Below are 16,864 nucleotides of genomic sequence, written 5' to 3' on the forward strand. Positions count from 1 at the left end.
TTTCCGGGTCGAAGATGTGACGAACGCCCAGTGGGTGATCCATGGCTGCCCCCGACATTGTCGCTGACTTGCCAATGTCCTACCCCCTCGGGCGGGGCGCGCGTCACGCTGTATTTTGACAGGCTGGCGACGGGCCAGCGCCGGGCTCAGGCGGCGGGAGGCGCCGGGATCTGGCTCATGAACTGCTGGAGGTCGAAGTAGTCGCGCCAGGCCTTGATGCGGCCATCCTTGACCTCGAACGTGCCCATGACCGGCAGGGCGATCCAGGTGTCACCAATGCGGAAGCGGTCGGTGCGTTCCGTCAGCACCACGTTGCCCGCCTCGGCGATGTGGTGGACGATCCACTCGCAGGCATTGAAGGGCGGGAAACTGGCGATGACGGCCTTCGCGGCGTCGAGCCCGGTAGCTGGCGGCATGGGGATGTTGTGATAGACGATATCGGGCGCCATCAGGGCATAGACGCCCTCCATGTCCACGCGGTTCCAGGCATCGATAAAGGCCAGCACGACGTCACGGCTGTTCATGGCGCATCTCCCCTTGTTGTCGGCGCCGCTCAGGCCTGCTGCACGGCGCCACCGTCGATGAGGATACCATGGCCTGAAACGAAACTGGCGTCATCACTGCACAGGAAGGCGACCACCGAGGCGATCTCCTCCGGCCGGCCGATGCGGCGCAGCGCCGCCTTGTTCTCCCAGTAGGTGCGGAACTCCGGCATCTGCTCGAAGGTCGGCCCGGTGATGCCGGTGAGGATGGCGCCGGGCTGGATGGCGTTGACGGTGATGCCCGCCGGCCCCAGCTCGGCGGCCAGCGCCTTGGTGACGCCGAGCACGGCGTGCTTCGACGCTGCGTAGGCGACCATGCCGGCGGCGCCGAAGCTGGACATCACCGAGCCGGTGTTGATGATGCGACCGGCCGGCGATTGCTTCAGCAGCGGGGCGGCCGCCCGGCTCAGCCGGAACAGCGCGGTGACGTTGACCGCGAGGTTGCGGTCCCAGAGGTCGTCGCTGTGCCCCTCCAGTTCCATGAAGGCCGACACGCCGGCGTTGTTGAACAGGATGTCGAGCCCGCCCAGCCGACTCTCGGCCTCGGCGACGATGCGCGCGGCCGCCTCGGGTGCCGCCACGTCCTGTACCAGCACTTCAATGCCGTCGAGCGGCGTCGGTTGCAGGTCGACCGCCAGCACCCGGCAGCCTTCGTCGCGCAGGCGGGTGGTGGCAGCCAGCCCGATGCCGGAGGCAGCGCCGGTGATGATGGCGCGCCGGCCGTCCAGTCCGTAACGCTTCATGGCCGAGTCTCCCGGTTGCGGTCGCGCGCCCAGCGGCGGGCGTCCGGCGTGCGCACCCAATCGAGCGCGTTGGCGATCAGCCGGCGGACCTGCGGATTGTCGTAGGCGCTGGGGCCATCGCCGCACTGGAGATAGGCCAGCGGGCTGTTGATGGCATGCTTCACCCAGCCGATCAGCGTGCTGCCCTCCGGGTGGGGCCAGCCGTCGTTGCTGTACATCCGGCCATGGATCGCCTGATCGGCGGAATAGAAGTTGCCGGCCACGAACGCATGATCGGCGCGCAGCAGCGGCACCACCGAGTCCTCGAAGATTTCCGCCAGATACAGCTCGTCGACCAGCGGGAAGCGCGCGTCGACACCGGCGGTCACCGGGTGGTCGCCGACGACCTGTGCCGTGAAGGCGACGTCATGGCGATAGCCGGAGTCGAGGCGGGCCTGTCCGCGCACCGTCGCCGGCTGGTAGAGGAAACGCCCGCCCAGCCACTCGCCATAGTCCGGCCAGGCCGCCCAGCCGGCCAGCGCGTGATGCAGGGCGACGATGCCGGTGCCGGCTTCCAGCAGGCGCTGGAAGCCCTGGCGGTAGCTGGCGGGCGGCTCGATAAGGTCGACGCCGTCGGGTACCTTGAAGGCGTAGCCGGGCATGTCATAGAGCAGCACCGCGTCGTAGGGCGCCATCATTTCCGGCGAGAAGAAGACCTGCGCCGCCGGGTGCTCGACATGGGTGAAGCTGTAGTCCGGCATCGCCTCCAGCATGCCGAAGAACGCATTGCGGTCGAACGGGTGGCCCTTGGTGACGACGAGAACCTGCGCGGTCATGACCGCGCCTAGAGGTCGCTGATCTTCAGGATCAGCTTGCCGTCGTTGGTACCCTCGAACAGCTTGAGGAACACCGGTAGCGCGTTCTCCAGCCCTTCCTCGATCTGCTCGCGGAAGACCAGCTTGCCTTCGGCGATCCACCGGGCCATTTCCGCCGCGCCCTCGCTCCAGCGGTCGATATATTCGCTGACCAGCAGGCCTTCCATGCGGGCGACACGGGCGATCAGGAACCACAGGTTGGTGGGGCCGGGCACCGGCCCGGTGGCGTTGTACTGGGAAATCATGCCGCACAGCGCCAGCCGGGCGCGGTGGTTGATATTGGGCAGGGTGGCATCGAGAATGAGACCGCCGACATTGTCGAAAAACACGTCGACACCGCCGGGGCAGGCCTCGGCGATGGCGGCGGTCATCGCCGCCAGATCCTTGCCGCGATAGTCGATCGCCGCATCGAAGCCGAACTCGTCGATCAGCCGCTGGCATTTGGCCGCCCCGCCGGCGATGCCGACCGCGCGGCAGCCCTTGATCCTGGCGATCTGGCCGACCACCGAGCCGACGGCGCCCGCCGCGCCGGAGACCAGCACCGTCTCGCCCGGCTTGGGCTGGCCGACCTCCAGCAGGCCGAAATAGCCGGTGAGGCCGACGGCGCCATAGACGCTGAGAAAGTTGGTTGGCTCCGGCACCGCCGAGAGGTCGATCTTGCTGGTGAAACCGCCGGCGGTGGCGACCGAATAATCCTCCAGGCCGTTGACGCCCATCACCGGGTCGCCCACCGCGAAATCGGGGTGCCGGCTGGCGGCGACCCGGCCGATGGTGGTCGCGCGCACCGGCGCGCCCAGCGGGATCGGCGGCATGTAGCTCGGCGCGTCATCCATCCAGCCGCGAATGGCGGGGTCGATGGAGGCGTAGGCGTTGCGCACCAGGATCTCGCCCTCGGCGAGGTCCGGCAGCGGCTCGCTGACGAAGGCGAAATCAGCAGGTTTCGGCACGCCTTTGGGGCGCGCGGTGAGGAGAAAGCGACGGTTGACGGTCATGATGTTTTCCAGTGCCAGAAGATCGGTGTCAGAAGATCGGGGTCTGAAGGTCAGTCGGCGCCGCGGCCGCCATCGATGAGCAGCACCGAGCCGGTGACGTAGCGGGACGCGTCCCCGGCAAGGTAGGCGACGCCGGCGGCGATATCCTCCGGCTCGCCCGTCGTCTGCAGCGCATTGCCCTGCATGGCGAAGGCGCGCGTCTCGGGCGTGTCGCCGTAGGACTTGGTGATCATCTCGGTCATGATGACGCCCGGATTGAGCGAGTTGACCCGGATGCGCGGCGACGCCTTGGCGCCTTCCAGCGCGGCGGCCTTCGACAGGTGGGTGACGGCGGCCTTGGCGGCGCAATAGGCGGCGCAGTCATCCAGCCCGATCAGGCCGGCCAGCGACGAGATGTTGATGATGGAGCCCGCCGAGCCGGTCTTTTGCATCAGCCGCATGGCGTGCTTGATGCCGAGGAAGCAGCCGTTGACGTCGATGTTCCAGATCCAGCGGAAATCCTCCAGGCTGGTGTCCGGCAGCGGCTTGGAGAAGAACACGCCGGCGCAGTTGACCGCGATGTCCAGCCGGCCGAACGTGGCCTCGATCCAGTTGGTCAGGGCGATCCAGCCGGCCTCGTCGGTGATGTCCTGGGCCTGGAAGTGCCCGGTGCCGCCGACGGCGCGGATGGCCTCCAACGTTCGCTCGGCTTCCGCCTGGTTGCGGCCGGTTGCGATGATGGTGGCGCCGTCGCGGGCCAGCCGGACGGCGGCGGCGCGGCCGATGCCCGAGGTGGCGCCGGTGACCAGCGCGATGCGTCCCTGAAGCGTGCTCATGGTCATACCAGTGTCCAGCCGCCGTCGACAGTGACGGCGGTGCTTGTCATGAATTTGGCGTCGTCGCTGGCGAGGAACAGTGCCGCCTCGGCGATGTCCTCCGGGCGGGCGTAATCGCCGAGCGGAATGTGCGCGAAGGTGGCCGCGTCGTCCCAGGTGGCGGCGTCGAACAGGCCCTCGCTCATGCCGGTGCGCACCACGCCGGGGTGGACGCAGTTGACGCGGATGAAGTCGCCATCCAGGCCGACCTCGATGCCGATGGCCCGCGACATGTTGGACAGCGCCGCCTTCACCGTCGAATAGAGCGGCAGGTCGGGGAAGGGCCTGGTGGCGGCGAGGGAGGAGATGTTGACGATGGCGCCGCGGGCGGGCTGACCGTTGGCCTGGGCGCGCATCTGGGCGATGGCGCGCTGCATGCCGAGCATCGGCCCTTCCACATGCACCCGGCTCAGGCGATCGAAATCCGCCAGCGTGGCCTCGACGATCGGTCCGGCCAGCAGGATGCCGGCGCAGTTGACCAGGACGTCGAGCCGGCCGGCGTCGGCGACCACGGCGGCGATGGCGGCATCCCAGGCGGCGGGGTCGGTGACGTCCAGCGCCAGTGCCGGACCGCCGTAGAGGGCGGCGGTGGCGTGCGCCGCGTCCAGACTGTAGTCGGTGGCGAAGACGCGCGCGCCGGCCTGCGCCAGCCGGAGAGCGGTGGCGCGGCCGATGCCGGAGCCGGCCCCGGTGACGATGGCGGTTTTACTGTCCAGGCTCGGCATGAAGGGGCTCGCTCTCCTCGTGATGATCGCCGCACAGTGATTGTGCGGAAAAAAACAGACGACCCGGTTTGTTTTTCCGAATGCTGTGCTAGAGTGTGGCCTGCCAAGATCGGGCGGTCACCTATTCCTAGTGGTGGGAAGTCCGGCAACGAGCGATGCAAACAAGGCGGCGGCCACGGCCGGAACGCCCATGGGGAGAGACGGTATGACCAGCCTGGTAGAGCAGTTCGACGTCACCATTCGTTCCAAGGACGACATTGCCCGTGCCGCCGAGGCCCTGCGCCAGGCCGGCGAGGCCATGGGCGGCTTCCGCGTGGCGCCGTGTGACAATATTTCCTCCAAGCAGCCGATGCAGGACGCCGAGGGCAATATCATCGCCGAGTCCGTGTTCGGCTGGACCGCCGAGCATGAGCGTTGGTGGGCGAACCCGCGCCTGGCGCTGGTGTCGCCGATGCCGCGCGCCTGCCGCTACGAGAGCGAGCCGTTCTGGTGCAACACCCGCGGCTTCTATTGCCGGCAGCCCAACCCCTATCTCGCCGACCTCGATCTCGCCGACTTCGAGAAGCGTGCCTGCGTGCGGGCGGCCATCGTGGTGCCGGTGCATCTGCCGCTGGGTCAGATCGGCGCCATCAGCTTCTGCCCGACCGATGGCCGGGAAGATCTGACGGACGTGTTCGAGCGCTACGCCGACGATTTGCAGCTGATGTCGCACCGCTTCATCTCCGGCTACGTGAAAACGCAGCGCAACCCGCGCTGGGTGCCGAGCGACTGCCAGCTCACCAAGCGCGAGGTGGAGTGCCTGCGCTGGGCGGCGATCGGCAAGACCGACCGCGAGATCAGCATGATCCTCTCGCGCAGCCACGCGACGATCCGCTTCCACATCAAGAACGCGGGCGAAAAGCTGAACACGGTCAACCGCTCGCAGACCATCTTCAAGGCAGCCCAGCTCGGCTACCTCGGCCTGGCGGCGTAAGCACTCACCATCACCCTGTGAGGCGGTCGGCACACGGGTGTCGTGCCGCCTACAGTTGTTTCAGTTCGGCGCGGAAATGCTGGGCCAGCTGGGTGTAGCCGTCGGTGCCGGCGCGGTGGCGGGCGATTTCCTCCGGGCTGAGGTCGCGGACGAACTTGGCCGGGCGGCCGGCCCACATCTGGCCGGACGGAATGCGCTTGCCGGGCGTCAACAGGGCGCCGGCGGCCAGCATGGCGTCTGATTCGACAACGCAGCCGTCCATCACGATGGCGCCCAGGCCGATGAAGCAGCGGTCCTCCAGCACGCAGCCGTGGATGATCGCCTGATGGCCGATCAGCACGTCGTTGCCGATGGCGGTGCCGTGGGTCTTGCGGGTGATGTGGACGATGGTGCCGTCCTGGATGTTGGTGCGCTCGCCGACCCGGATGAAGTTGCCGTCACCGCGCAGCACGCAGTTGAACCACACCGAGGACCCGGCGCCGATGGTGACATCGCCGATCACCTGCGCGCCCGGCGCGATGAAGGCGTCCTCGGCGACATTGGGCACCAGGTCTCCCAGGGCATAGAGCGGCATGGTGATCTCCTTGGGCGGTTCACGGCGGGGCGGGCGGTCTGATTTCAGGGGGGGGCCTTCAGGGGAACAGGGGCGCCTGCTCCAGCCCCATGGTCTCGGGCAGGCCGAACATCAGGTTGAAGTTCTGGATCGCCTGGCCCGACGAGCCCTTGACCAGGTTGTCGATGGCCGAGACGACGATGGCGCGCCCCGGAATGCGGTCGGCGAACACGTTGAGCACGCAGTGGTTGGAGCCGCGCACCATGCGGGTGGCCGGCGCCGTGCTGCCCGGCAGCACATGCACGAACGGCTCGTCGCGGTAGCGCGCCTCCAGCGCCGCCTTGAGGTCCGCCGGCGTGCGGCCGTCGGCCAGCTCGACGGTGATGGTCTCCAGCTCGCCCCGGTTGATCGGCACCAGATGCGGCGTGAAGCTGATGGTCAGCGGCGTGCCGGCGGCGCGCGCCAGCTCCTGCTCGATTTCCGGCATGTGGCGGTGGTGGCCCAGCCCATAGGGGTGCATGGCCTCCGCCACTTCGGCGAACAGGTTGGATTCCTTCAGACTCCGCCCGGCGCCCGAAACACCCGACAGTGCGTTGATGGTGATGTTGACCGGGCGAATCAGGCTCGCGTGCAGCAGTGGCAGCAGGGCCAGCAGGGCGGCGGTGGGGTAGCAGCCGGGGCAGGCGGCCAGCCGGGCGCCCTTGAGCGCGTCGCGGGCGAATTCGCTCAGGCCGTAGACCGCCTCCGCCTGCAGTTCGAGCGCGGCGTGGGGGTTGCCGTACCACTGCTCGTAGACCGCCGGGTCGGTGAGCCGGAAGTCGGCCGACAGGTCGATCACCCTGGGCGGCCTGGGATTGGCGAAGATGGTCTTGATGATCTGCTGGCTGGTGGCGTGCGGCAGGCAGCCGAACACGGCATCCACCTGCGCGAAGTCGATGTCCTCGGCGGCCACCAGGTCGGGCAGCGGGTAGCCGATGAAGTGCGGCCACACGGCGTTGACCGGTTGGCCGGCCTTGCGCTCGCCCGACAGCGCCACGATTTCCATGCGCGGATGGGCCAGTGCCAGGCGGATCAGGTCGGCGCCGGTGTAGCCGCTGGCCCCCAGGACGGCGATCTTGAACTTCGACATGACTGGCCTCATTTTGCGACGCGAAACGGCTGCGCACACTATGAGCGCGGTCAGTGGACTGCAAGTCCGAGGGCAGGAGAGTTGCGCGTGAATCCCGATGTCTATCGCCTGGCCGAAAGGCTGCTCAGCTCCGGCATGGAAGAACTGTCGGCGCGTGACCGGCGGATCATCGAACGCATCGCCAAGCGGGTTGCCATCAGTCGCGACGTCAGCCGGGAATATCAGGCGCAACTGACGTTCGGTCAGCGGCTGGCGGACCATGTCGCGCGCTTCGGCGGCTCATGGACCTTCATCATGTGCTTCGGTGCCTTCCTGATCAGCTGGGCGGTCCTGAATTCCTGGGTGCTCAGCCACCCGTTCGACCACTACCCCTACATCTTCCTCAACCTGATGCTGTCCATGCTGGCGGCGATCCAGGCGCCGATCATCATGATGAGCCAGAACCGTCAGGCCGAGCGGGACCGGCTGCGGGCGGTGCAGGATTATGAGGTCAACCTGAAGGCCGAACTGGAAATCATGTCGCTGCACGAGAAGCTGGAGGCGTTGCGCGACAAGGATATCGCCGAGATCAAGGGGCAGATCGCGGCGCTTGGCCGGGTTGGCTGAATGGTGCGAACTGTTGGATATTGATGGGTTTTCACCGCTGAAGCGGAGGGCGGCGACGGGCCGGTCGTGTTGGCGCGGTTGACGCCGCAAGGCCGCGCGATTAGCGTCCGCCGCTTCCGACACGGAGTACCGACCGCAGCATGGCTACGTTTCTCGACTTTGAGCGCCCGATCGCCGAACTGGAGGCGAAGATCGCCGAACTGAGGGCTGGGGCCGCCGGCAAGGTGGACATCGGCGCGGAAGCGGCCAAGCTGGAAGCCAAGGTCGACAAGCTGCTGCGCACGACTTACGCCAACCTGACGCCGTGGCAGAAAACGCAGGTTGCCCGCCACCCCGGGCGGCCGCACTTCAAGGACATCGTTGGCGGGCTGATCGACGACTTTACCCCGCTGGCGGGCGATCGCGGCTTCGCCGAGGATAGCGCCATCATTGGCGGCATGGGCCGTTTCCGGGGCCATTCGGTGGTGGTGATCGGCCATGAGAAGGGATCGGATACCACCTCGCGCATTCGCCACAACTTCGGCATGGCCAAGCCCGAGGGCTACCGCAAGGCGATCCGCCTGATGCAGCTGGCCGACAAGTTCGGCCTGCCGGTGGTGACACTGGTCGATACCCCGGGCGCCTTCCCCGGCGTGCAGGCGGAGGAGCGCGGCCAGGCCGAGGCCATCGCCCGCTCGACCGAAGCTTGCCTGATGCTGGAAGTGCCGCTGATCGCCTGCGTCGTCGGCGAGGGCGGCTCCGGCGGCGCGGTGGCGCTGGCGACCGGCAACCGGGTGCTGATGATGGAGCACGCGGTCTATTCGGTGATCTCGCCGGAGGGCTGCGCCTCGATTCTCTGGCGCACCGCCGACAAGGCGGCGGATGCCGCCGAGGCGCTTAAGCTGACGGCGGTCGATCTCGCCAATCTTGGTGTCATCGATTCGATCGTGCCCGAGCCGGTGGGCGGCGCCCACCGCGACCCGGCGGCGGCGATCGCCAACCTCGGCACCGCCATCGAGCGGCAGCTGGCCGAGCTGGCCGACCTGCCCGGCGCCGCGCTGAAGGCCGACCGGCGCGACAAGTTCCTCGCCATCGGCCGCCTCTAGAACCGATGTCCATGGCGGAACCCTCCGGGAGAACAACGCCTTGCGGTAATTATAGGTAAAAAGCAATGAATGTTGCTTAAAAACGCTTGACCAGCTCCCCCTGGCCAATTATGTTTGTCCCCTTGTCTGGGAGGGGATTGATGGCGCGACTTTCACTGACCTTCGTGCTGATGGCATCGCTGGTGGCGATGCCCGGCTGCACCACCAACCCGGCCACCGGCAAGAAGGACTTTACCCCCTTCATGTCGAAGTCGCAGGAGCGCGCGATCGGCCTGTCGGAACATCCCAAGCTGCTCAAGGAGTTCGGCGGTCCCTACGAGGACGCCGCCGCCGGTTATGTCGCCCAGGTGGGGGGCACGATGGCCCGCAACTCGGAGCTGGCGGGCGATCCGTTCACCTTCACCCTGCTCAATTCCAGGATCGTCAACGCCTTCGCGCTGCCGGGCGGCTATGTCTACATCTCGCGTCAGCTGCTGGCGCTGATGAACGACGAGGCGGAACTGGCCTCGGTGCTGGGCCACGAGGTCGGCCATGTCACCGGCCGCCATGCCGCCAAACGGTATAACCAGCAGATTTTCGGCGGCATTCTCGGGCTCGGTGTCGGCGTACTCACCGGCTCCGGCGACCTGGCCCGGGCGGTCGGGCAGGGCGTGCAGATGTACACCCTGGCCTATTCCCGCGACCAGGAGTTCCAGGCCGACGAGCTGGGCGTCCGCTATCTTGGCCGTGCCGGCTACGATCCCCATGCCGCCGCCGACATGCTGTCGTCGCTGGGCGCGGAGTCGGCGCTGGAAGCCAAGGTGATGGGGCGTGAGGCGGCGGAGAAGGTGCCGACATGGGCGCGCACCCATCCGCTGACCGGTGACCGGGTGGCGCGGGCGGGCAAGCTTGCCGCGGCCAGCGGAGCCGTGCCGGGCGCCGGCACGCGCAACCGCGACCGCTTCCTGAGCGCCATCGACGGCCTGCTGGTGGATGATGACCCGGCTCAGGGTTTCATCAACGGCCGTGTTTTCGAACACCCGGTGCTGAAGATGCGTTTCACCGTGCCCGAGCGTTACGTGATGGAGAATGGCGACTCGGCTCTGGTGGCCCAGGGGCCTAATGGCGCCGGGCTGCTGTTTTCCGGCGGTCAGGTGGGGGCAGGGGAGCGGCTGGAGGCGCATATTGCCCGCGTCTGGCAGCAGTTGACCCAGGGGCAGGCGGCCGCCCTGCCGGCGGCGCGCGCCCGGCAGGTCAACGGGATCGAGGCCGCCGTCACCGGCACCCGCCTGCGCAACAGTCAGGGTGGCGGCGTTGACGTCACGATCGCCGCCTACCGCTGGACGCCGACCCAGGCCTATCACTTCGTCACCATCACCCCGACGGAAATGAGCGGCCAGCTGGATGCCGGCCTCAACGCCACCCTCAATTCACTGCGCCGGCTGTCCGACGCCGAGGCGGCGGCGCTGAAGGAGCGTCGCATCAAGGTGGTGACGGTGGCGGCCGGCCAGACGGCGCAGCAGCTCGCCGAACGGATGGCCTATGACAGCCACAGGCTGGAGCGTTTTCTGACCCTGAACGCGCTCGACCGGCCGGAGCAGCTCAAGGCCGGCCAGAAAGCCAAGCTGGTGGTGTACGACAAGCGCCGCTGACCGGGGGGCGCAGGCTGGCGGGGGTCGGGCTGGCAGGGGAGCGGTGCTATTCGGCCGGCACGGTGGCCGACGATGGCAGCGGATCAAGGCAGCGGTTGGTGCGGGTGTCGAGATCGGTGATGCCCAGCCAGTCGACGAGGCGACCGGCCAGCCCCCAGATGATCATCACGGCCGGCAGGGCGACCAGGCCATCGACCGCGTAATGCCAGCCGAGATGCACCGACCCGACCCAGATGATCAGCGCGTACAGGCTGAGCACCACACCCAGCCGGGTGTTGAGTTCAAGGGCGGCGCGCGCCATCAGGATGGAGACGCCCACATGCAATGACGGCATGGCGGAAATACCGCCACCCAGCATCTCGCCGCGATGGACGTAGGCCTTCCACAGATCTTCCTGGATCTCCAGCGCGAACAGTCGGAACGGCGAGCCGGACGCGATGATCGCGGCGTCCATGGACTTCAGCTTGGCCATCAGCGGCGCGTAGACATCGGGGCCGGGGACGATGCGGCCATAATAGCAGGGGCCGGCCGACGACAGCATCACCGCCATCAGCGAGCCAAGACCGATCCAGGTGAGGGCGAAGGCGATCAGATACTGGGTGCGGAAGCGGCGGAAATCGGCGCGCATCACCACATAGATGACGCTGACCCACATCAGGAAAAACCAGAAATTATACGCCTGCTGTATCACCATGGTGGGCAGGGTGTCGCCGAGCCAGCGGTGGGTCAGGCGCCACGGATCGGTGCCGAAGATCAGGCGATCCCACTCCATGAACAGGGTGTCGTAGGCAAAAGGCTTGAAGAACGGGATGGCGCTCTTGAAGGTGGTGAACGAGCCCATCAGCAGCAGCAGCATGATGAACGGCACCGCCCGCATCACCAGCCGGTCGGGGCTGAGGATTTCGCGGCGGATGTCGGCGATCATGATCTGCAGCGGACGGGCCGGGCGCTGGCGCAAGGTGAGGTCAAGCGCATAGGCGATGAACACCAGACAGGCGGCGATCGCCCAGGTGCCGGCCACCAGCGAGGAATAGCCGAACAGGTTGAAGGCATGAACCTGGCCGGCGCTGTCGAGCGCCAGCCACACCGACAGGGCATAGGCGCCCAGCAGCGCCAGAATCAGCGCACCGATGCGAAGCTCGTGATGAATGGAGCGCATGGCTTCACCCCGAATGCCGAAGGACGGCCGAGGATGGCACTACAGCGTCAACAAACCGTTGCCGGGAAGCGGAGGTGAGGGGGGTATTTAATTCGACTTTTGTTGAAATGAGTGTTGACCCGGCGTGGTGAGTCTGATATTTCGATATATATCGAAATAAGGAGGGTGAAATGTCAGGGCAAGAGATGACGGGGCGTGAACGGCTGGATGCGTTTCTGGCAATGATCGGTCGGGTGCTGGCACTTTGCTGCCATCATGAGGTGGGTAACTTGCCGTCGCGGCAGCCTTGTCCGTCAGGTGACGGTTCGTCGGCGCGGGCGGGATGATGGACGCGGCTGGCGTCGTTGTCGCGCTGGCGGCGTTGGCGCAGGATGTGCGTCTGGCGCTGTTTCGCCTCCTGGTGCGGGCGGGGCCTGCGGGCATGCCGGCTGGCCGGATAGCGGAAGCACTGGCGGTGCCTAATTCCTCGCTGTCCTTCCATCTTGCCCAGCTCACCCAGGCCGGCCTCATCCGGCAGCAACGGCAGGGCCGGTCTCTTGTCTACTCCGCCGACTACGCGGCAATGAACGCGCTTGTCGGATACCTCATGGAGAACTGCTGTCAGGGCAGCGGCGATCCGGCGAACACGTCCGTCACGGAAGGGAAATGCTCATGAAACGTCTGCATGTACATGTCGGTGTCGACAATCTGGAACAGTCGATCGGTTTCTACTCGGCGCTGTTCGCCGCCGCGCCGACCGTTCGAAAGCCCGATTACGCCAAGTGGATGCTGGATGATCCCCGGGTGAATTTCGCCATCTCGGCGGGACACGCGGTGAAGGGGATCGAGCATCTGGGCATTCAGGTGGATGACGAGGCCGAACTGACAGAGGTTTACGGTCGTCTCAAGGCGGCCGACGGCCCTGTGCTGGAGGAGGGCGCGACCACCTGCTGCTACGCCCGTTCCGAGAAATCGTGGATTGCTGATCCGCAGGGCGTTGTCTGGGAAGCCTTCCTCACCCGCGGCGAGGCAACCCACTATGGGGGCGAACCGGCGCTTGCCAGCCTGGCCGCCCAGGCCTCGACACAGGATGGCGGCGCCTGCTGCGTACCCGACATGGCGCCGGGGCGGTCTGAAACGTCGTGCGCCAGTGGATGTGGCAGCTGACGTGCGGCATTGGCGCATAAAAAAAACGGCGGCCCCCAGGGACCGCCGTTTTTGTCGAAGAAGCGCGAGGCTTATTCGCTGACGGCGCTGTCGAGCTTGCCCGACACCGTCGAGAAGGTGTTGGTCAGCGAGCTGCCCAGCGCGTTCATGCCAGCGATGGCGGCGACAGCGACCAGAGCCGCGATCAGGCCGTATTCAATGGCGGTCGCGCCCTTCTCGTTCTTCAGAAGCTTACGAATGAACGACATTTCTTGTCTCCCTTTGCTCGTCACGTCCGAGGACGGAACCAGTTACACAGCCTGTTCCCGAGGCCAGCAGGGTGAGTCTTAAACATCAGGGGTTGAAGAGTGCTTAATGCGGCTGGTTAATCCGCGCTAACCGCGCAGTGTCACTCGAATACGGTGCCGACGGAGTCGTTGATGCGGCTGGAAATGGTCTCCAGCGGGTCGCCGGCGAAGTTGCCGATGCTGTTGAAGAAGATGATCAGGCTGACGGCGATCAGGCCGATCATCAACGAATATTCGATGATGGTGGCGCCGCGTTCGTCGTGCCGCAACGATGAAAGACGTTGGCGGAATTTCGACATGGCTGGGCCCTCTCCCAATGGCGGCGCGGTGAATCAGCGCAGCCTACCGAGCCAGCCGTTAAGAAAAGTCTAAACGCCGCAAGGATTGATTCACTTTGGTTGACGCACCGTTAAGGCGTCGCCGCGCGCAGCAGCCGGCCGGCGTGGCGGGCGATCATCACTTCCTCGTCCGTCGGGATGACAAACACGCGAACCCGCGCGCCATCGCCGGAAATCAGTCGTTCACCGGCGGCGTTGCGGATGCCGTCCAGCGCGATGCCGAGCCAGGCCATGTCGCGGCAGACGGCGGCGCGGATGGCGGCCGCGTTCTCGCCGATGCCGGCGGTGAACACCAGCGCGTCGAGCCCGCCCAGCGCGGCGGCAAGAGCGCCGATCTCGCGGCGGACATGGTGGACGAAATAGTCGATCGCCTGGCGTGCGGCGGCACTGTCCGAGCCTTCCAGGTCGCGCATGTCGCTGCTGATGCCCGACAGGCCGAGCAGACCGCTGTCGTGATAGAGAAGGCGGGTGACCGCCTCGGCGCTCATGCCGCGCTGCTGGATCAGGTGCAGGATGACACCGGGGTCGATCTGGCCGCAGCGGGTGCCCATCGGCAGGCCATCAAGCGCGGTGAAGCCCATGGTGGAGTCGATGCTGCGACCGCCGTGTACCGCGCACATCGAGGCGCCGGCGCCCAGATGGGCGATGACGACGCGGCCGGCGGCCATCGCGGGATCGATCTGGCGAAGGGCGTCGGAGACGTATTCATAGGAAATGCCATGGAAGCCGTAACGGCGCACGCCTTGGTCATACAGCGCGCGCGGCAGCGCGAAGGCATCCGCCACCCACGGATGGCTGCGATGGAAGGCGGTGTCGAAGCAGGCGACCTGCAAGGCATCGGGGAAATGGTCGCGGGCGGCGGCGATGCCATCGAGATTGTGCGGCTGATGCAGCGGCGCCAGCGCGCACAGCCCGGCGAGTTCTGTCACCAGCGCGTCGTCGATGACCGCCGGCGCGGCGTGGATCGCGCCGCCGTGGACCACCCGATGGCCGACCACCTCGATGGTGATGTCACCGAGGCGGGCGTGCAGATCGTCGATGATGATACCCAGCGCGGCGTGATGATCGACGATGGTGGCGTGGTCAAACTGCTCGTCGCGCGCTGTCGTTGCGTCCTGGCGGACCACCAGGCGCGGGTGCACGCCGATGCCCGACATCTGCCCGCGCGCCAGTTCGACCGGCGTGTCGTCATAGTCGAACAGGGCGAACTTGATCGACGAGGAGCCGGCGTTGAGGACGAGAATCTGGTCGGTCATGCCGGATCATCCGTTGCCGCCACGGCGCTTTTGCCGGTGGCGCGCCAGTGCTGGTACAAGGCGGCGACGGCGCAGGAGGCAAGCCGCGAGCGATCATCATCGGCCCGGCTGGTGAGCATGATCGGCACCTGGGCGCCGAGCACGATTCCGGCGCCTTCGGCGTGGCTGACATAGGCCAGTTCCTTCGCCAGCATGTTGCCGGCCTCGATATTGGGGGTCATCAGCACCTGGGCACGACCGGCCACCAGTGACGTGATGCCCTTGGTGCGGGCGGCACTGAGCGACAGCGCGTTGTCCATCGCCAGCGGGCCATCGACCACGCCGCCGACGATCTGGCCGCGTTCGGCCATTTTCGACAGGATGGCGGCGTCGAGTGTTGCCGGCATCTGCGGGTTGACGATTTCCACCGCCGCCAGCACGCCGACACGCGGCACGTCCATGCCCAGCGCCCGGCCGAGGTCGATGGCGTTCTGGATGATGTCGACCTTTTCCTCCAGCGTCGGTGCGATGTTGATGGCGGCGTCGGTCACCAGCAGCAGGTGGTCGAGGTCCGGCACGTCCATCACGAACACGTGGCTCAACCGCCGCCGGCCGCGCAGGCCGCCGTCGCGCCGGACGATCGGGCGCAGCAGATCATCGGTATGCAGATGCCCCTTCATGATCGCCTGGGCGCGGCCCTCGTGCACCAGCGCCACCGCCCGCTCGGCGGCGGCGTGATGATCGGCGACCTCGATCAGCTCGCAACCGGCGAGATCATCGCCCAGCGTCGTGGCGAGCGACCGGATGCAGGCGGCGTCGCCGATCAGCAGCGGCCGGATGAGGCCATGACGGGCCGCCAGCAGTGCGCCACCGAGGCTGTTCTGCTCCTCCGGCGCGACGACGGCGGTGGCGAGCGGCGGCAGTGCCGCGCAGGCGGCGAGCAGGCGATCGACGTGAACATGGCGCACGCCCCAGCCGCCGGCCGCGCCATTGGCCGGCGCCACCAGCAGCAGGCCGTCGGGCCGGGCCTCGACCACCTTGACGGTCAGCGTCAGTTCGTCACCGGCCTCGGGCTTGTCGGTCATCGGGGGTGTCACTTTCTCAACAGGCGATGTCGGCATGAAGCCTCAACGGGTAATGTCGGCATGAAGCGACAGCGTATCGCCACCAGCGAAGGAATGCACCCCGCCCCGGCGCCTGTCGGACGACCGGTGGGGAAATCACGATGGACCCTCGGCGCGGCGCGCCATGATGGCAAGGCTTGATGACTGTTCAAAGACCGATCAAAGGAGAGAGGGAGCCCAGCCGACCCGATGCGAGGACCGTCATGCCCTATCTGTTCGAACCCGCCGTCACGCCCTCTGTCGCCATTGCCGGCAGTGACAGCCGCTTTCCGGTCCGCCGCGTCTACTGCGTCGGCCGCAACTACGCCGAACATGCCCGCGAGATGGGCTTCTCCGACCGCGAGCCGCCATTCTTCTTCGCCAAGCCGGCCGACGCGGTGACGCCCGACGGCGCCGACGTGCCGTACCCGCCGCGCACCGGCAACCTGCATCACGAGATCGAGCTGGTGCTGGCCATCGGCAAGGGTGGCGCCAACATCCCCGTCGAGCAGGCGCTTGACCACATCTTCGGCTATGCGGTGGGCAACGACCTCACCCGCCGTGACCTCCAGGCGCAGGCGCGCGAGGCCGGCAAGCCGTGGGACACCGCCAAGGGCTTCGATGCCTCCGCGCCGGTCAGCGCCATCCATCCCGCCAGCGTCATCGGCCATCCGAGCAAGGGGGCGATCTGGCTCAAGGTCAATGGCGCGGATCGCCAGTCCGGTGATATCGCCGACCTCATCTGGTCGGTGCCGGAGATTGTCGCCGAACTGTCGACGCTGTTCACGCTCGCCCCCGGCGATCTCATCTTCACCGGCACGCCGGCCGGCGTCGGCGCGCTGACGCCCGGCGACCTGGTGGAAGGCGGTGTCGACGGCGTCGACACGCTGCGCCACCGGGTGGTGTGAG

Annotated in this window: 20 protein-coding genes; 7 read left to right on the forward strand and 13 right to left on the reverse strand. The window is 67.0% G+C overall.

The features are described from left to right. Positions 1 to 146: 146 nt before the first annotated feature. The 6 genes from ABU113_RS03285 to ABU113_RS03310 are packed head-to-tail and all read right to left on the reverse strand — an operon-like array spanning position 147 to position 4,710. Complete coding sequence (locus tag ABU113_RS03285) at positions 147 to 524, reverse strand: limonene-1,2-epoxide hydrolase family protein (RefSeq protein ID WP_454558052.1); 378 nt, start codon at positions 522 to 524, stop codon at positions 147 to 149. Between the two features lie 29 nt (positions 525 to 553). After that, positions 554 to 1,285 carry an SDR family NAD(P)-dependent oxidoreductase gene (locus ABU113_RS03290; RefSeq protein ID WP_454558053.1) on the reverse strand — a complete coding sequence of 244 codons (732 nt, stop codon included), beginning with the start codon at positions 1,283 to 1,285 and terminating at the stop codon, positions 554 to 556. Further along, positions 1,282 to 2,100: a ThuA domain-containing protein gene (locus tag ABU113_RS03295; protein ID WP_454558054.1), complete on the reverse strand. Its 819-nt coding sequence runs from the start codon at positions 2,098 to 2,100 to the stop codon at positions 1,282 to 1,284. Before ABU113_RS03295 ends, ABU113_RS03290 begins: the two co-directional genes overlap by 4 nt. An 8-nt stretch (positions 2,101 to 2,108) precedes the next feature. Next, positions 2,109 to 3,131 carry an NADP-dependent oxidoreductase gene (locus tag ABU113_RS03300; protein ID WP_454558055.1) on the reverse strand — a complete coding sequence of 341 codons (1,023 nt, stop codon included), beginning with the start codon at positions 3,129 to 3,131 and terminating at the stop codon, positions 2,109 to 2,111. A 50-nt stretch (positions 3,132 to 3,181) separates the two neighbouring features. Beyond that, positions 3,182 to 3,946 carry an SDR family NAD(P)-dependent oxidoreductase gene (locus ABU113_RS03305; protein ID WP_454558056.1) on the reverse strand — a complete coding sequence of 255 codons (765 nt, stop codon included), beginning with the start codon at positions 3,944 to 3,946 and terminating at the stop codon, positions 3,182 to 3,184. Between the two features lie 2 nt (positions 3,947 to 3,948). Further along, on the reverse strand, positions 3,949 to 4,710 hold the full coding sequence (locus ABU113_RS03310) for an SDR family NAD(P)-dependent oxidoreductase (RefSeq protein ID WP_454558057.1): 762 nt from the start codon (positions 4,708 to 4,710) through the stop codon (positions 3,949 to 3,951). 205 nt (positions 4,711 to 4,915) lie between these two features. On the opposite strand from ABU113_RS03310, the gene ABU113_RS03315 reads away from it, so the two are divergent. After that, the gene (locus ABU113_RS03315; RefSeq protein ID WP_454558058.1) at positions 4,916 to 5,683 is read left to right on the forward strand and encodes a helix-turn-helix transcriptional regulator; all 768 of its coding nucleotides are present in this window, start codon (positions 4,916 to 4,918) and stop codon (positions 5,681 to 5,683) included. A 49-nt stretch (positions 5,684 to 5,732) separates the two neighbouring features. Here the strand turns inward: ABU113_RS03315 and ABU113_RS03320 are convergent, their stop codons facing one another. Together ABU113_RS03320 and argC are read right to left on the reverse strand one after the other, a co-directional pair. Then, positions 5,733 to 6,257: a gamma carbonic anhydrase family protein gene (locus tag ABU113_RS03320; RefSeq protein ID WP_454558059.1), complete on the reverse strand. Its 525-nt coding sequence runs from the start codon at positions 6,255 to 6,257 to the stop codon at positions 5,733 to 5,735. A 58-nt stretch (positions 6,258 to 6,315) separates the two neighbouring features. Further along, positions 6,316 to 7,365 (reverse strand): N-acetyl-gamma-glutamyl-phosphate reductase, encoded by a 1,050-nt coding sequence (argC, locus tag ABU113_RS03325; protein ID WP_454558060.1) that lies wholly within the window; start codon positions 7,363 to 7,365, stop codon positions 6,316 to 6,318. An 87-nt stretch (positions 7,366 to 7,452) separates the two neighbouring features. Between argC and ABU113_RS03330 the strand changes: the two genes are divergently transcribed. The 3 genes from ABU113_RS03330 to ABU113_RS03340 all read left to right on the forward strand — a co-directional run bounded on the left by ABU113_RS03330 (position 7,453) and on the right by ABU113_RS03340 (position 10,687). Continuing rightward, complete coding sequence (locus ABU113_RS03330; protein WP_454558061.1) at positions 7,453 to 7,971, forward strand: DUF1003 domain-containing protein; 519 nt, start codon at positions 7,453 to 7,455, stop codon at positions 7,969 to 7,971. Positions 7,972 to 8,111: 140 nt separating this feature from the next. Then, positions 8,112 to 9,056 carry an acetyl-CoA carboxylase carboxyltransferase subunit alpha gene (locus ABU113_RS03335; RefSeq protein ID WP_454558062.1) on the forward strand — a complete coding sequence of 315 codons (945 nt, stop codon included), beginning with the start codon at positions 8,112 to 8,114 and terminating at the stop codon, positions 9,054 to 9,056. Positions 9,057 to 9,196: 140 nt separating this feature from the next. Continuing rightward, positions 9,197 to 10,687, forward strand: coding sequence for a M48 family metalloprotease (locus ABU113_RS03340; protein WP_454558063.1), 1,491 nt, complete (start codon positions 9,197 to 9,199; stop codon positions 10,685 to 10,687). Between the two features lie 46 nt (positions 10,688 to 10,733). Here the strand turns inward: ABU113_RS03340 and ABU113_RS03345 are convergent, their stop codons facing one another. Next, a complete protein-coding gene (locus ABU113_RS03345) occupies positions 10,734 to 11,846 on the reverse strand; it encodes a phosphatase PAP2 family protein (protein WP_454558064.1) in 1,113 nt (370 codons plus the stop codon). A gap of 325 nt (positions 11,847 to 12,171) precedes the next feature. Here ABU113_RS03345 and ABU113_RS03350 point away from each other — a divergent pair, with 325 nt between their 5' ends. Together ABU113_RS03350 and ABU113_RS03355 are read left to right on the forward strand one after the other, a co-directional pair. Beyond that, positions 12,172 to 12,501, forward strand: a complete 330-nt coding sequence (locus tag ABU113_RS03350) for an ArsR/SmtB family transcription factor (protein WP_454558219.1) — start codon at positions 12,172 to 12,174, stop codon at positions 12,499 to 12,501. Beyond that, positions 12,498 to 12,992, forward strand: coding sequence for an ArsI/CadI family heavy metal resistance metalloenzyme (locus ABU113_RS03355; RefSeq protein WP_454558065.1), 495 nt, complete (start codon positions 12,498 to 12,500; stop codon positions 12,990 to 12,992). Before ABU113_RS03350 ends, ABU113_RS03355 begins: the two co-directional genes overlap by 4 nt. 71 nt (positions 12,993 to 13,063) lie before the next feature. On the opposite strand, the gene ABU113_RS03360 is transcribed toward ABU113_RS03355, so the two are convergent. From ABU113_RS03360 to ABU113_RS03375, 4 genes are all read right to left on the reverse strand, one after another. After that, the gene (locus ABU113_RS03360) at positions 13,064 to 13,240 is read right to left on the reverse strand and encodes a Flp family type IVb pilin (RefSeq protein WP_454558066.1); all 177 of its coding nucleotides are present in this window, start codon (positions 13,238 to 13,240) and stop codon (positions 13,064 to 13,066) included. 140 nt (positions 13,241 to 13,380) lie between these two features. Continuing rightward, positions 13,381 to 13,578: a Flp family type IVb pilin gene (locus ABU113_RS03365; RefSeq protein ID WP_454558067.1), complete on the reverse strand. Its 198-nt coding sequence runs from the start codon at positions 13,576 to 13,578 to the stop codon at positions 13,381 to 13,383. Between the two features lie 110 nt (positions 13,579 to 13,688). After that, positions 13,689 to 14,873, reverse strand: a complete 1,185-nt coding sequence (locus ABU113_RS03370) for an acetate/propionate family kinase (protein ID WP_454558068.1) — start codon at positions 14,871 to 14,873, stop codon at positions 13,689 to 13,691. Further along, the gene (locus tag ABU113_RS03375; protein WP_454558069.1) at positions 14,870 to 15,937 is read right to left on the reverse strand and encodes a bifunctional enoyl-CoA hydratase/phosphate acetyltransferase; all 1,068 of its coding nucleotides are present in this window, start codon (positions 15,935 to 15,937) and stop codon (positions 14,870 to 14,872) included. The genes ABU113_RS03370 and ABU113_RS03375 overlap by 4 nt, the downstream gene beginning before the upstream one ends. Before the next feature lie 242 nt (positions 15,938 to 16,179). Here ABU113_RS03375 and ABU113_RS03380 point away from each other — a divergent pair, with 242 nt between their 5' ends. Continuing rightward, positions 16,180 to 16,863, forward strand: a complete 684-nt coding sequence (locus tag ABU113_RS03380; protein ID WP_454558070.1) for a fumarylacetoacetate hydrolase family protein — start codon at positions 16,180 to 16,182, stop codon at positions 16,861 to 16,863. The last annotated feature ends 1 nt before the right edge of the window (position 16,864 follow it).

This window comes from Parapedomonas caeni (genome assembly GCF_041060555.1).
Taxonomy (GTDB): Bacteria; Pseudomonadota; Alphaproteobacteria; order Sphingomonadales; family Sphingomonadaceae; genus CAUJIW01.